Consider the following 15,367-nt stretch of genomic DNA (forward strand, 5'->3'; position numbering starts at 1 on the left):
ATTATCTCTCGAGAGGCGGAACATATTACCAACACGTGCTACTTTAAGCGGGCAAAGTGTTCACGACTAAAGGCTACTTTTTCGGCTACTGATTCGTTAGGGTGTTCCTGGTGGTGCGCTTCGATTGCTCGATAACGTTTCAAACCACCCTCCCTATTCGCAATTTGGATATTTAAGCCAGGCCGAGCATTGAGTTCGAGCATTAAAGGTCCTTGGTCTTTATCAAGAACTATATCTACCCCAAGATAACCTAGGCCAGTGAGGTCATAGCAACTGGAAGCAATCTCCAGTATTTTGTTCCAATAAGGTACTTCTATATCCACAATAGGATTGAGTGTATCTGGATGATAATCAATGATGTCATTATGAAATACCCCACCAAGGGTTTTTCCCGTAGCGAGATCTACTCCAACACCAATTGCGCCTTGATGGAGATTGGCTTTCCCACCAGACAAACGTGTTGGCAACCTCACCATGGCCATAGCAGGATAACCCAGTAAGCTGATAATTCGAATATCAGGAATGCCTTCGTAGCTTACTTCAGCAAATACAGGATCAACTACTACTCGTTTCTCTATAATTGCATAATCTGAGGAGCCGCCAAGACTGTACGCCCCTGAGAGCAGGCATGATAGATGATAGCTCAGCTCCTGAGTAGTGGTTAACTTTCCATTAATTTGTCGATAACGTCCATAGACTTTATCTTTAAACACTAAAATACCATCACCACCTGAGCCCCGCGCGGGTTTAACCACAAAATCGTTGTAAGGCTCTAAGCGTTCTTCTATGGTTTTAATTTGTTGTTCTGTTTCAATAATATCGTATAAAGGGGGAACAGCGATTCCTGCCTTTAGAGCCAATTTTTTTGTTTTTAATTTATCATCAACAAGAGGGAATAATTTTCTTGGATTGTAGCGTAATACAAAATCAGTATTACGCTGGTTGATACTTAATATCCCATGATTTTTTAAGCGACGAAACAGCGTAATCATTCTACATGTCTCGCAAGTGATTTAAAGCGCTTTAACTCAAATAATCGGTATCCTCGATATTGTCCGAACCACAATATTAAAGCCAGCAGAACTAAAAGAAGCTCGGGGAACGCAAAGACAAGGTATTGTAGTGGTTCATAGCTCATTGCCCAATAAGAAATTACGGCCGCGACTAGACTGCCTATCCCCGATTTTATTGCTTCGGAGGCACCTCGCTCATCCCAGGTAATGCACATACGTTCTATGGTCATGGTTAAAATGACCATAGGGAATAAGGCAACTGATAGTCCTATATCTAACCCAAGATTTTGACTGATGACGCTTATAAAGATCATCAGCAAAATGACAACAGTCAGAATTGCCGCGAGCCTTGGTACCAAAAGCAACCTTAATTGATCCAGATAAAAGCGTGCTAGGAGGCCAAAAGATACAATAATGACAAAGAGGGAAATCCCCCAGATTACATGAGTTTCTCTAAAGGCTAAAGCAATCAAAACGGGCATAAAAGTACCGAATGTTTTAATCCCGATAAAGTTCCGCAGAATCAAGATAATAAAAGCACCTATGGGTACTGTTAATAAAATTTTATAAGTTGCCTGTACGTTGACGGGTAGTTGCAATAACGAGAAGCGCAATAATTGTGAGTCTGATTGTAAGCCTCTCGTTTTGGCAATACTTAAAGCATTTATGGGGGTAGGAGACACCGTTAAACTAAATTGAGCTTTTTTACCACCAGTTACATTAAATACAGGTTCATTACCATATTGCCAGACAAGAAAATCTTTGGGCAATCCGGCGCTGCCTGTTTTAGGATTGATATACACCCAATTTTTGCCATTAAAGACGGCCAAAAATGAACTGAGCTCCGCCTTGCTCTTTTGCGATAAATAAATTCCTTTTACTGGAATCGCTGCAATTTTAGACTGGTTCAAAATAAGGATTGCTGCATTAATCAGACGTTCATCACTAAAATCATTTCCGGTCAATAACTTAGCATTCCCATCCTTTTTATTCAGTTCTTTAATTGTACTTTGGGCAAAAGTTTTAATGTCTGCCGAGGATTGTCTTACTTGGTTAGTAATCGTTTCTACTGCAGATTTTTGGCTTTCTTCAAGCGGCTGTGTTTTGACTGCCGGTGGGGTTCCTAATGAAGATTCATTTCCCTCAGTTTGCCGGAAAATTGCTCTGTAATATAAGGATTGTGGGCCATGTGCGCGTCTGATGGACCATACTGTTTCCCGATTATCACCATTTAAATTGGTTGTTACCCCATAACTCCTTGACACAAAATACTCATCTAAAATCGCAAAATGTGTCGGTAAATAGGGTATATTAAAACTCGCCTTAATTGGTGTATTCGGATCTGCAACAAAACGCAAATTCGACTCAACCGTCCAACTATTTATTGTTTCAGTGTCAGTCAGTGGCACATCAAGTATAAAGTGTCGGTATAAAAAAATCCCTGTCCCTAGGATAAATAAAGTCAAAATAAGTCCATAAACATGACGCGCGTTATTTTTCATTATTTCTTAAGACTCTGATTTCTTAACGTAAATGTCAGTGCAGGATTTACCGCACCATTGAAAGCAATAATTGCATCTCTTCCTAAAAGCAAAGGGTAGAGGAAGCGTTTGCGATTCGTTAAATTCACTTTAATCGTTCTAACTTTATCTCCGAGTTGTATGGCAAGCAGTACAACAGGACGTTTGATGGGGGCGTGTGCTAGTATTTGTGAACCATGCTCTCCATCACGAACTTTTATTTTGACGCGGCCTTTATATTCTGCCTCAAATTGAAAATCTCCGGTTTTCGTTGGAACCGTAAAACGCAAATAAGGGACGCCATTTTTAGTAATTTCGGTGATATTGGTCGCATTTAATGAGGCTGACTTAGCTCCGGTATCCAGTTTTGCTGAAAGTGTTAAATTTTTATCTGGAAACGTAACTTTCTCAACATACCCGTAAATTTGTGTTTCATTTGATGCCATAACAGGTCCAGTCATTAGTGCTGCAAAAATAAAGAGAGCAAGTATTGATCTCATTTAATCCTCTTTCCTGAGTTGTTTTAATATTAGTGCAATATCGTAGCAGGTTTTGCCTCTTAAGTCACAACCCGTAGTTGGGTTTAAAGAAATATTTTTTGTACGAACTGAGTATGATATCCTAATAAACCGCCAACTGAATTGTGTGTTTTTAATTCAGGATGAAACGATTATTGACATCAAGCGCAATTATCCATATAATTCGCGCCATCCTAACTTACGGTCATTTTTGTGTGTAAGAATGTCTAATAAGGGCGAAGAAGGTTCATCTTTAAATTCTAAAGAACTCGTTTTCCTCTTGGCAATCGCCGGCCGTATTGACGCGCAAAGTAGACTCCTCGCGCAAAAACTCGATAAAGACCGTTACATTTATCATGCATATGCCGTTCTGGATTCCCTAAGCTCTTCCTACAGTATGTTTAAATACTTTTTAGAAGTATTTATTGCTAAGAGTGACGCAGAATTAATCCGTAAGATACTCACCTCTCCTGAAGGCATTGCCGCAGTTGCTGCAGAGGCAATGTTTTTAGTGTCTTTTTCCTTTCTTGCTAGTGTTTTTGATGGAGAAGAAAATAATTCCGTAAAAAAATTCATAGCAGCTGCTTGGCCCTATTTTCGTGATGTAATGAAGGGCTTAAAAAATGCGTATAAAGGGTGGCGAAGTACCGTACAAGTGTTAAGCATGATCAGCGGGATGGATCTTAAATATATGGTCATTCCTGTTGGTTTGGTATTGGGTGTGTTTGCTGCCGCTAATCGCTTCTGGATACGCAGTATGGTCGAGCGGCGTAAAAAGCAAATGAATGAGAATAAAGAGCTTTTACTTGAAATCCAGCAGTTGACTTCATTAGCACCATTAGAGCGTAAATCTTATTTAGATCGCATAGAATATCAGAGTGCAGAGGATCGTTTTTATGCCTTTTTAGCGGTAGGAACTGGTGGATTGATTGATGGTTTATATCTTTATATAGGTGTGGTGAGTCTCTCAGTTCTTTCTCCGCCCCTTTTTCTCGCCATGGCAGTCATTAGTGCTCTTTACACACTAGCTTGTGTTGTTACACGAATATATGAGGAATATGATTTCCAATTGCGATTGGAAATTACGCAAACCCGCTGTAAATTGGCGTTAACAACCAAAGAATTAGAACTTACTTATGCCCAATTGATTGACCTAAAAGAAAATGCTAATAGAAAAGCAGTAGATCCCTTGGAATTGAGCCGGTTGAAACGGAAAGTTTGTAAATTAATTCAAGAATTTGAAGAAGAACGTCAATTATTACAAAACCAAACAAATCACAGTTACATTACGGCTGGGTTATTGGGAATGAAATATGGTTTGTTTGCTTATGGAGTATTAACTAGTATTTTATTTACTGTCTCCACGGTATTTTTAATTACTGCAAGTGCCTTTCCTCCTGCGCTGCTTGCTGCATTTATTGTTTCTGGTCTGGTGTTAATGGTCGGAATGACCGCTTATATGTTGCATGCTCATTATCAGCATATGCAGAAACAAAAAGAAGAGCTTGAAAAAGAACATCCTTATGCACAAGTAAAAGCGATGAAAAAAGATTTAGAGGAACAAAAAGATGCTCAACTTTTAACGGCAGATCATTTTAAAACCTCATTAAAAGATGGTCTTTGTATAAGCTCTTCACCACAAAGCTTCTTTCAAGAACGGTGTGAGGTAGGTCGTTCTCTCGCTTCCGGTATTTCTAAGGGATTTAATTTTTCTAATTTTGTCACGACCCCTTTCCAGGAAATGGATTCAGAAGGACATTATCAAGATACACCGGCAATGGGTGTATTAGCGATAGCTAATGCAGTCTTATTTTCATCAATTCTAGGCCTAAGAGCTTTGGCACGTGGCTTAGGGCGTCCACCTTTAGGTCAGGTTAAGACGAAAGAGGCTGGCCAGGACGATGTGTCGATGGATAAAAGCAAGACCGAGTCCCACAGGGGATCAAGTGACTCTGTCAAAAGGAGCGCCTCTGATTCCCTGTCGAGGAAAGGCTCATCTTCTTCTCTTTGGAATTTCTTCTTTCATAAAGATACCCCCCCTCAAAATCCCCCTCCAGATCGAACAATGCCCCATTCAAAAAGTGATTCAGATTTGACGCATCACGTGATATCTAATTCCGGCAGTACAATTGTGGGTTTAGATTAGGATCGTTATACATTTTAAATTGATGATAGATTCGAAACGTACGTTTTTTTGCTTTTACTTCCTCAAGCAACTCCTTGAAACACTGGGCTAATTGCTCCAATTGTTGATTGATGATTATTGACTTGTGCGCGCAATTTTTGCGATGTTCTTCCGTGGCATCTTCGCGCTTAGTTTGTAGGTCCATATGGTATGATTTCAAGGACAAAATAGAAAGGCGATCAATGATCATTCCTGGTGATTCAGAGTTCACTGGACATCTACTAAAGTGTTCCGGTTGCAGTTGGTTGAAAAGCCATTCATCCATCGCTTCCATTCGGTTATTACGCAATTGATTAAATCGGTCAATCTCCCGTTTCGCTTGATATACAAACTCAGGGCCCTGATCATCACGACGAGCCCTATCTTCCGCATGCCAAAGTTGATAGTTAAACGCGTGATTCTCTTCAACCAGCCGATAGAATTCTTGGTGTTGATGGACTATTCCTGAAGCTTTCCATGTGATGATGGAATTTTTGTGAAGGTTAGTAATTTCTGCGACATTAATACTATCTGGCATGTTTTATCCTGTACTTTTTATAAGGGTGCCAGTTTAACTCATACTCAATAGAGCTACAAATTAGAGCCGAAATATTTATTATAGATGGTTTCATAGGTCCCATCATTTTCCATTTCCAATAGTACCTTATTGATTCTGTCAATTAGATTGGCATTTTTGGGGAGTGTGATGAGTCCATATCCATTTCCTAGAACAATAGGAGAGCCTACTGTTTGAAAATTAATAACTTTATTAATGGTAAGATACTTGAAGATATTTACATTCATGATAATTGCATCCACTTCCTGATTGAGTAATGCCATAATCATGAGCGAAATTTTGGGATATTCTTTGATGTTATCTTGACTCGTATAAAGTAAAAGCGTGTCGCGAACTGAAAGATCCCCACGAAATTACCAAACACGGTTAAGCTCCTGTTCTATAATCTCTTGTAAGGTTCTAGGGTCAGGGGCTAAGGAACAGAGCTGATTATGCTCAATCATAAGCTTACCCAGGGTAAAATAAGAGAATATTTTCTTATCTTTGACCGTATTGGCTTGGAAGTATTGTTGTTTATTTTGACTATGTGCAATTACTCCAATAACCCAATAAGTAATTTGCACAATAGCAGCAAGAAGCATTTTTACTCCCCATCTATCTACTGAATGAGTACGCACATAACGTCCTGCTAGTCCGAATTGATGACTTTTAACATCTCTAAACGATTCTTCTATTTGCATTCTTTTAAAATAGAGATTGATAATATCAGTAGGCCCTACATCCAATGGTAAATTAGTAGCCAAAATCCATGGCTCTTTATTAGCTTGACTATAACTTCCATTAGACAGTGTCGAGGTGGTTTTTCCTCGTGATGTCTTTACCTTTCTTCCCTTAGGCTTACGATAGGTTGTAACCACCCTACAAGGTCTTGTATGCTCTTTGGTTAATAGAGCATGCTCATAATGTGTCGTTTTAGATTTAATATCAGGGATTAGTTCTTTAATGAGTTTCCATCCCAGTTCTTCGGATAATTGTACCGATTTAACTCCTCTTACACGACTTAGCCAATACCAGCCCAGCGCTTCTATTTCTTTAAACCATTCTTCATAAAAACCGGCATCCATGATTACGATTACTCGACGATTTTTGGGCAAACAAAGACTCAACTCTTTTAAAAAGTCCTTAGCTCGTCCTTTTGTTTCGGTATCTCTATACACTTCTCGATAAAGAGGAAGACTTCTACCTTTTAACGCTATTTCTGCACTGAGCATTTGAATTTCTCGGTCGTCTTTTAAGCAGCAAATATCTACAATCAAAGGTAAGGTTGTATCTTGCGAGATGTAAGTAAAAACAAAGCTTGATAACCCTTGATAAATGGAAAAAAGTTCATTATGCAGTGCCTTATTGCCTTCCAGCCTATCAACTTTCTTTATCTTATTTTTTAATTTTGCATCTCCAGGCAAGTTCCTCCCTAATTCACTTAATGAAAGGTTTTGGCTATGTCTTAAGCCTGATGCTACATCCATTACTGCATTCAATCGTGATATATGAATTTCAGGACATGATTCTGTAAGCGAATTATAAAGATAGGTTTCTACAGCTAACATTTTAATTTCCATGAGTCTTAATGACGCTCATTTGATCATGAGACGCTCTTTATTTCAACTCATAATTCGTGGGGATAGATCAGGTCGCGAAGGTGGCTTTCTTGTACAGTGCCTATTTTTTTGTTTTTAATGTCGGCAATTGTTTTTATGTCTGGAGACATGGTTAAAAATTGGCCATTGCTGGTCATATAAGGCAAACTGTAAATGTAATCATGCGATGGTGTTTGCGGTATCGGGGCGGGTGGAAAAGTAATGTCTATGTCACCTGAATTCAACATCTCTATCTGGTTTCTTATGGTTATAGGTTTATATTCACAGGTTTCATTAAGACGTTTGCATATTTCATTCATAATATCGATACAAAAGCCAAAATAATGACCGCCACCAGCTATTGCAGAAAATGGGGGGGCTGATTTAGAAACACCAACAATAATGGTATCGCTATAAGCAAGTGTATTGCTCACTAATGTAATAAAAAACAGGATATGCCGAAGCAGCTTCATGCAGTTTATCATCCTTCTTGTGCCTATTTAAAATCTAGGTTGCTGAAAATTATTTGTCAAATTTTAATGCCCCGCTCTTTGGTGAGCGTGCTTGAAGTATGGAATTGTTATCCATTAGAGAGAGGTAGGGGTTGAGGTTCCATTCCAGCAATAAATACTCCTCCTCACCATGATTTTGGGTTACGGCATGGAGATTCCTCCAATGCTCGGAATGACAAGGACAGGGAGAAGGAAATTAATTATTTTGGTGCTTTCTTTGCCAAACATCTATCCAATGCATTAGCAAAAGCAGTTCTTTCTTTGATGCTTAATGCAGCAGGGCCACCGGAATAATTTCCTGTTGCACGTAATTGTTCGTGCATATCTCTTAAATTTAACCGTTGCTTGATGGAGTTTTCAGTATATTCCTCGCCACGCGGATTAATCGCTAATCCTTTTTTGGCAATAACTTCTGCAGCTAGAGGGATGTCGGCGGTAATCACTAGGTCAAACGGTTTTAAATGTTCTGTAATATACTGATCGGCACTATCAAACCCCTTAGTGACTTGCACTGCGCGGATGAACGGAGAGTTAGGATAGGTAAGAAAGGAATTGGCCACTAAAGTCAGTGATGTTTGTGTACGGACTGCGGCACGAAATAAAATTTCCTTAATTACTTTGGGGCACGCATCGGCATCTACCCAGATATGCATATTCGTTACATTGGCAAAAGAAAAGTAGAATGATTTTAGCAAGTAAGGCTGACTAGAGACATAGGCTAATTGTATAAATATAATTTTATTCTTGTTAAACTGTTCCACAATATTGGACAAACAGGTTCAATTTTTTATTTTGGGAGAACGTAATGAGAATCTTCGCTTTTTTGTGTTGTTCGCTATGGTCATTTTCTGTCACCGCTGAATCGACTTTCCCTACTGGATGTCAGGCAGTTGCAGTTCAAGGTGAAACAGTGACACTACAAGCTAAAAAAAGCAGTTTGGTCTTTATTCATAATCTTGCTTCTACAGATATATGGATTACTCATCCGGTAGCAAATCCCAGTGCCAGTGCCGGTTGGACAACGCGGTTACAAGGTGGAAATTGGTCTGCATTAGCCTTAAATAAAGGTCCATTTGCATTAAATTGCATTGAATCCAAGCCAGGTCATGAGCAACAAGTACCTTGTGAAGGCCTCATTGCTGTGTGCAAATGGAAAGGTGTAAAGACTCCTGCTAATGACAAAGGCAGTACGTTTTGGGCAGCAGAAAACATGTCCTTATCTGGATTAACTGCGGCAGTAGGTACACGTGGATTTGTAATTCCTGTAGCCAAACCCCAGTAAAGCGTAGAGCCACTTAGCTTGCTACTTTCATAGATAAGTGGTAGAACATGAGCACATGATGAGTGATTCAATACGATGAAAACAAAATACAAACAGGATATACGGTGAGCAAAAAATCGAAAGATCCCTTTTATAAACGGGAAAGTGAAAAATACTCCGATCCTGTTCCTAGCCGCGAATTCATTATGGACGTTCTTAATGAATACGGTAAGCCTATGTCGCGCAATCAATTATTCGATAAATTACAAATAAAAGATGAACGCAAACAAGAGTCCATGGGATTTAGACTCAAAGCAATGTTGCGCGATGGTCAAATTATGCAAGACCGGCGCGGGCGATTTTGTTTAATGCAACGAATTAACCTATCGCGCGGTACCGTCCAGGGACATCCAGATGGTTTTGGCTTTTTTATCCCTGATGACAGATCGGAAGATATGTTCTTGTCTGCTAAAGAAATGCGGGCGGTCATGCATGGAGACGTGGTCCTTGCCTATCAGGTTGGCGTGGATCGTAAAGGCAGGCCTGAGGCGAAAATCCACGAAGTGATTGAGCATGCTAATGCGACTATTGTGGGTAGGTTTTTTACAGATCATGGTGTTAGTTTTGTCTTGCCGGATAGCAAACATTTAACTCAGGATATTTCCATTCCGCAAGAACTGGTGAATGGGGCAAAAAATGGTCAAATTGTTTTGGTCGAATTAATTGCCTTTCCAAGTAAACGGACCCAAGCTATAGGCAAAGTAATTCATGTCTTAGGCGAGCATATGGCTCCCGGTATGGAAATTCAAGTTGCACTTTATGCTCACGGAATTCCTTTTGAATGGCCGGAGGATGTAAGCACTGAAGTAGCGAAAATCCCACAGCATGTCACCGAAGAACAAATTAAGGGCCGTACTGATCTGCGTGGGCTGCCTTTTGTGACGATTGATGGTGAAGATGCTAAAGATTTTGATGATGCAGTTTATTGTTATAAAAAGCCCAAAGGCGGTTTTCAATTATATGTTGCAATCGCTGATGTCAGCAATTATGTAATGCACGATTCGGCATTGGATAAAGAAGCAGCGCGCCGCGGTAACTCGGTTTATTTCCCCGGCAAAGTAATTCCCATGTTACCGGAAGCTTTATCTAATGGTTTATGTTCGCTAAATCCTCATGTCGATCGGCTGTGTATGGTTGCTGAAATGGCGATCAGTAATGAGGGTAAAATATCGCGCTCTCGTTTTTATCGCGCAGTCATTCATTCACATGCTCGATTAACTTATACCCAAGTGGGCTCTTGGCTTGAGCAGGACGCTGCGGATGAACAACATGTCTCTTTATGGCCTACATTGCAAGCGCTTCATGATTTGTATCATGTTTTATTAGTTACTCGTAAACTTCGAGGCGCTATGGATTTCGAAACCACTGAAACACGCATCGAATTTGATGAAAATAAAAAAATTCAATGTATCGTTCCAGTGATTCGCAATGATGCCCATAAATTAATTGAAGAATGTATGTTGGCTGCGAATGTTGCCACCGCACGATTTTTAGAAAAAGCTGAAATTCCTACACTTTATCGAGTGCATGCCGCGCCAGAAGAAGACAAAATTACCGCCTTAAGACAGTTTTTAGGTGAGTTGGGATTGCAATTGAGTGGTGGAAAAAAACCTGGGCCTAAAGATTTTCAGCGAACTATGAATGCCATTGAGGGTCGACCGGACAAACATCTGATTGAAACGGTAATGCTTCGTTCTCTGAAACAAGCACACTATGTTGAGGCGAATGAGGGACATTTTGGTCTGGCTTATTCTGCCTATACTCATTTTACTTCACCCATCAGACGTTATCCGGATTTGTTAATTCATCGCGCCATTGGTCATTTGTTAGATAAGAAGCCAATTTGTGAGTTTGATTATACCCATGAGGATATGAATCGCTTAGGTAAACATGCTTCGATGACCGAACGCCGCGCTGATGACGCGACCCGCGAAGTAGTTGCTTGGTTAAAATGTGAGTACATGCAAGATAAATTGGGGCAAGTATTCAACGGGCGAATTTCTGCAGTAACAGGTTTTGGAATTTTCGTAGAACTTGATGAAATTTATGTTGAAGGTCTGGTCCATGTGACTTCTTTAAAAAATGATTATTATACATTTGATTCTGTAAAGCATCGTCTAATCGGAACACGTGGTGGACAGGTATATCGTTTGGGAGACAGGATGACGGTATTAGTCGCCCGTGTGGATTTGGATGAGCGTAAAATTGATTTTGAGCTAGTAGAGGAACCACAGAGTCATGAGTGAGCAGTATGTATATGGGGTGCACGCGGTTTCTGCTTTGTTAACCAATCCACATCGAGTGACTAAAAAACTCTATATCAGTGAAGAACGTGCGGACCTGCGCTTGCAGGACCTCATTAATAAAGCCATGCAAATGGGTGTCCACATTGAAAAATTGAGTATACAAAAAATGAATCAGCGCTTTGCAGACTTTACTCACCAAGGTATTGTGGCAACAGCTTCGGCGTTACCCGATTATAATGAATCTCATTTGCTTGCATTATTGGAGTCCAGTAAACAGCCTGTTTTGATTCTTATTTTGGATGGGGTCACTGATCCACATAATTTGGGAGCATGTTTGCGTACCGCAGATGCAACCGGAGTTGATTTTGTAGTGATACCAAAAGACAAAAGCGCCAATATTACTCCTGTAGTTAGTAAGGTTGCCTGTGGTGCAGCAGAGTCAATCCCTGTAGTCAGAGTGACTAATTTGGCCCGTAGCATGAACCTTTTAAAGGAACATGGGGTTTGGATTTATGGTGCTGCGGGTGAGGCAACCAGTTCGCTTTATCAAACAGACTGCACTGGCAATATCGCAATGGTTATGGGGGCTGAAGGTGAAGGGCTACGTAGGCTGACGCGTGAGCACTGTGACGGTTTGTTCTCTTTGCCGATGTTAGGCAGTGTATCCAGTTTGAATGTTTCTGTAGCCACTGGTGTTTCTTTATATGAAATTGTAAGGCAAAGAAAAGGGAGCGGTTCTTAATGAGCGAATTAAAAATGAAAGCGGCAAAAGCTGCATTGCAATTTATCGAAGAGGACATGGTGGTCGGTGTAGGTACCGGCTCCACAGTGAATTTCTTTATTAAAGAATTGGCGACCATAAAGCATAAAATTGATGCGTGTGTATCAAGCTCTAAAGCGACAGAAGCGCTTTTAAGAAAGGAAGGTATCCCCGTTATTGATTTGAACTCAGTACAGGAACTACCTATTTATATCGATGGTGCTGATGAAGTAACTGAGCATGGCGAAATGATAAAGGGCGGCGGCGGCGCTCATACGCGTGAGAAAATTGTAGCCCAGTTGGCAGAACAATTTATTTGTATTGTGGATGACTCAAAGCTAGTAAAACATTTAGGACGTTTTCCTGTCGCTGTTGAAGTAATTCCTTTAGCACGGAGTATGGTTGCTCGGCAATTAGTAAAATTAGGTGGCGATCCCGAGTATAGAGAAGGATTTATCACGGATAATGGTAATATTATTCTTGATGTATTTAATTTAACAATCAATGAACCATTAGATATGGAAGATCGTATTAACCGCATCACTGGCGTTGTAGAAAATGGTATATTTGCCCATCGTACGGCGGATGTTGTTTTATTGGCTTCTCAGGACGGTGTGAAGTGCATTAAATAGCAGAGGCCCCAGCTTTCTGAGCATGCGAGGCTGACGAAAGTTCTTGCTGCACGGTCCAGACTACTTATAATAAATAGGTTTTAGGCTAATGAATGAACATAAAGTTTATGTAAATCGAATTCTAAATATGAAAAAAATCAAGTTAATTGGTCTGGATATGGACCATACCTTGATTCGTTATAATTCGGAGAATTTTGAGTCTTTGGTTTATCAGCTCGTCAAAGAACAATTGGTCGAGGTAAAACATTATCCTGAGCAAATTAAAAAATTAAATTTTAATTACCATGATGCAATTCGTGGTTTAGTCATTGATAGCAAGAACGGCAACATCTTGAAATTGAGTCGTTATGGTGCTATTCGACAAAGTTATCACGGCACCAAACAGATTGATTTTGTCGAGCAACAGAACATTTATCGCAGTATCTATGTTGATTTAGGTGATCCAAATTATATGGCAATCGACACCGCTTTTTCGATTGCTTTCTGTGTTTTATATGGTCAATTAGTTGATTTGAAAGATAGTTTGTATCCTGAGCAAATTCCCAGTTATCAAACCATAGCTCAAGACGTACAATTTTGTGTGGATAAAGTACATTCGGATGGCAGTTTAAAAACAATCATTAGTAAAAATTTGCCTACTTACGTGATTAAAGAGCGTGCATTGGTCGAGGGATTGAAGCATTTTATCCATCACGGGAAAAAAATTTTTATTCTTACCAATTCCGACTATTCCTATACCAAACTCTTACTAGAATATGCGATTAATCCTTTTTTAAAAAAGGGTGAGAGTTGGATCAATTTATTTGAATTTGTCATTACATTAGCGAATAAACCCCGTTTTTTTTATGATAATCTCCGTTTTTTGTCGATTAATCCTGTGAATGGGACCATGACTAATATGATCGGGTCTATCGTTCCAGGGGTGTATCAAGGGGGTAATGCCAAAAAATTTACTGAAGATTTGCGTGTCCGTGGCGATGAAATTCTCTATATTGGGGATCATATCTACGGTGATATTTTACGATTAAAGAAAGACTGCAATTGGCGTACTGCTTTAGTTGTTGAAGAGCTTGGAGAAGAAATAGCGGCGCAAGCACGGGCAATGCCGGTAGAGAAAAAAATTAGCGAAGCCATGAATGTAAAAAAAGAACTGGAAAAGCAATATGTCAATCTCTACACCAAAATGATTGATGAAAGTTCAAAACAATACAGCCATGAAATTCAAGAACTGCAAGCGCAAATCAGTAAAATTGATGCACAACTTACAAAATTATTAAAGGAACAACAAACCTATTTTAATCCAAAATGGGAACGTATTTTTCGCGCGGGAGCAGAAGAAAGTTATTTTGCCTACCAAGTCGATCGCTTTGCTTGTATTTATATGGAAAAACTATCGGATTTGTTGGAGCATTCTCCTGCAACTTATTTTCGTGCGAATCGACGTTTATTGGCGCATGATGTTGAGGTATAGGCTTTTGCTCTCCGCAAAAGCGTTGACCTATTGTTAAGTAAAAATTGACCAAGAAACCACATTTGTGGGGATAACAATGACCGTACATATCGATGTTTCACTTGTACACAGACTGATTCAGTCACAATTTCCACAATGGTCTGCTTTACCCATTCAGCCTGTAGAATTCAGTGGCTGGGACAATAGAACCTTTCATCTTGGTAGCGAAATGACGGTTCGCCTTCCAAGTGATGCATTTTATGCACTCCAAGTAGAAAAAGAGCAGCGTTGGTTACCCTATCTTGCATCACATTTGTCTTTGCCAATACCAATCCCGTTAGCAAAGGGTGAGCCCACAGAGGACTATCCGTGGCATTGGTCGATTTACCGCTGGATCGAGGGACAAACCGCGTCCATTGCGCGTATTGATGAAATGAATCGATTTGCTGCTGATTTAGCTCAATTTTTGCTGCAATTACAAGGGATTAAGGCGATTGGTGGTCCAGTAGCTGGCGAACACAGCTTTTACCGCGGAGGAGCACTGTTAACTTATGATGCCGAGACACAAGAGGCTATTAAAATTTTGCGGCAACAAATAGATACTGGGACTCTTTCTGCAATCTGGTCTGAGGCACTGAGTGATGCCTGGCTTTCTGATCCTGTTTGGGTTCATGGCGATATTGCCCCAGGCAATTTATTAGTCAAAGAAGGACGTCTGTGTGCGGTCATTGATTTTGGTCAATTAGCAGTCGGTGATCCTGCATGTGACTTGGTGATTGCTTGGACTTTTTTCAAAACGGAGAGTCGTGAGGTTTTTCGTAAAACGCTGCAACTTGATAAAGCAACATGGGCGCGTGCTCGAGGATGGGCGCTATGGAAAGCACTCATTGTCTGTGCAAGATTACCTGGGACTAATCCAGAGGATATTGAAAAGTCATGGAAAATAATTGACGAATTAATTGCGGATTATAATTTACAATAATGTGAGTAAGATTCTATTCGAAATGAATTTTGAACTAACTTATATTATATTTAGAGTTAACGTAATGATTTGCTACTCCATTATGTTTATGAATA

General features: G+C 39.9%; 15 protein-coding genes. 7 read left to right on the forward strand and 8 right to left on the reverse strand.

Annotation, left to right across the window (positions count from 1 at the left end):
* Positions 1-38: 38 nt before the first annotated feature.
* From OQJ26_RS10290 to OQJ26_RS10300, 3 genes are read right to left on the reverse strand one after another with little or no spacing between them, the layout of a single operon-like run.
* Positions 39-992 (reverse strand): alpha-L-glutamate ligase-like protein, encoded by a 954-nt coding sequence (locus tag OQJ26_RS10290; RefSeq protein ID WP_265703746.1) that lies wholly within the window; start codon positions 990-992, stop codon positions 39-41.
* Positions 989-2,515 carry an inactive transglutaminase family protein gene (locus tag OQJ26_RS10295; protein WP_265703747.1) on the reverse strand — a complete coding sequence of 509 codons (1,527 nt, stop codon included), beginning with the start codon at positions 2,513-2,515 and terminating at the stop codon, positions 989-991. Before OQJ26_RS10295 ends, OQJ26_RS10290 begins: the two co-directional genes overlap by 4 nt.
* Positions 2,515-3,033 (reverse strand): ATP-dependent zinc protease family protein, encoded by a 519-nt coding sequence (locus OQJ26_RS10300; RefSeq protein ID WP_265703748.1) that lies wholly within the window; start codon positions 3,031-3,033, stop codon positions 2,515-2,517. The genes OQJ26_RS10295 and OQJ26_RS10300 overlap by 1 nt, the downstream gene beginning before the upstream one ends.
* 241 nt (positions 3,034-3,274) lie before the next feature.
* Between OQJ26_RS10300 and OQJ26_RS10305 the strand changes: the two genes are divergently transcribed.
* A complete protein-coding gene (locus OQJ26_RS10305; protein WP_265703749.1) occupies positions 3,275-5,197 on the forward strand; it encodes a hypothetical protein in 1,923 nt (640 codons plus the stop codon).
* On the opposite strand, the gene OQJ26_RS10310 is transcribed toward OQJ26_RS10305, so the two are convergent.
* From OQJ26_RS10310 to OQJ26_RS10330, 5 genes are all read right to left on the reverse strand, one after another.
* Entirely contained in the window at positions 5,163-5,753 is a 591-nt protein-coding gene (locus tag OQJ26_RS10310) for a DUF4254 domain-containing protein (protein WP_265703750.1), read from the reverse strand. The genes OQJ26_RS10305 and OQJ26_RS10310 overlap by 35 nt on opposite strands.
* A 53-nt stretch (positions 5,754-5,806) precedes the next feature.
* The gene (locus OQJ26_RS10315) at positions 5,807-6,061 is read right to left on the reverse strand and encodes a transporter substrate-binding domain-containing protein (RefSeq protein WP_416209957.1); all 255 of its coding nucleotides are present in this window, start codon (positions 6,059-6,061) and stop codon (positions 5,807-5,809) included.
* 84 nt (positions 6,062-6,145) lie between these two features.
* Entirely contained in the window at positions 6,146-7,351 is a 1,206-nt protein-coding gene (locus OQJ26_RS10320; RefSeq protein WP_265702028.1) for an IS4 family transposase, read from the reverse strand.
* Positions 7,352-7,398: 47 nt separating this feature from the next.
* Entirely contained in the window at positions 7,399-7,842 is a 444-nt protein-coding gene (locus OQJ26_RS10325; RefSeq protein ID WP_265703751.1) for a transporter substrate-binding domain-containing protein, read from the reverse strand.
* A 239-nt stretch (positions 7,843-8,081) separates the two neighbouring features.
* Positions 8,082-8,534, reverse strand: coding sequence for a YaiI/YqxD family protein (locus tag OQJ26_RS10330; protein WP_265703752.1), 453 nt, complete (start codon positions 8,532-8,534; stop codon positions 8,082-8,084).
* 152 nt (positions 8,535-8,686) lie between these two features.
* Here OQJ26_RS10330 and OQJ26_RS10335 point away from each other — a divergent pair, with 152 nt between their 5' ends.
* From OQJ26_RS10335 to OQJ26_RS10360, 6 genes are all read left to right on the forward strand, one after another.
* Positions 8,687-9,163 carry a hypothetical protein gene (locus OQJ26_RS10335; RefSeq protein WP_265703753.1) on the forward strand — a complete coding sequence of 159 codons (477 nt, stop codon included), beginning with the start codon at positions 8,687-8,689 and terminating at the stop codon, positions 9,161-9,163.
* A gap of 104 nt (positions 9,164-9,267) precedes the next feature.
* The gene (gene rnr / locus OQJ26_RS10340) at positions 9,268-11,448 is read left to right on the forward strand and encodes a ribonuclease R (RefSeq protein WP_265703754.1); all 2,181 of its coding nucleotides are present in this window, start codon (positions 9,268-9,270) and stop codon (positions 11,446-11,448) included.
* A complete protein-coding gene (rlmB, locus tag OQJ26_RS10345; RefSeq protein WP_265703755.1) occupies positions 11,441-12,190 on the forward strand; it encodes a 23S rRNA (guanosine(2251)-2'-O)-methyltransferase RlmB in 750 nt (249 codons plus the stop codon). Before rnr ends, rlmB begins: the two co-directional genes overlap by 8 nt.
* Positions 12,190-12,840 (forward strand): ribose-5-phosphate isomerase RpiA, encoded by a 651-nt coding sequence (gene rpiA, locus OQJ26_RS10350; RefSeq protein WP_265703756.1) that lies wholly within the window; start codon positions 12,190-12,192, stop codon positions 12,838-12,840. Before rlmB ends, rpiA begins: the two co-directional genes overlap by 1 nt.
* An 88-nt stretch (positions 12,841-12,928) precedes the next feature.
* The gene (locus OQJ26_RS10355; protein WP_265703757.1) at positions 12,929-14,311 is read left to right on the forward strand and encodes an HAD-IG family 5'-nucleotidase; all 1,383 of its coding nucleotides are present in this window, start codon (positions 12,929-12,931) and stop codon (positions 14,309-14,311) included.
* A gap of 76 nt (positions 14,312-14,387) precedes the next feature.
* Positions 14,388-15,272 (forward strand): aminoglycoside phosphotransferase family protein, encoded by an 885-nt coding sequence (locus OQJ26_RS10360; protein WP_265703759.1) that lies wholly within the window; start codon positions 14,388-14,390, stop codon positions 15,270-15,272.
* Positions 15,273-15,367 lie beyond the last annotated feature (95 nt).

The organism is Legionella sheltonii (genome assembly GCF_026191355.1).
In the GTDB taxonomy this organism is placed as follows: Bacteria; Pseudomonadota; Gammaproteobacteria; order Legionellales; family Legionellaceae; genus Legionella; species Legionella sheltonii.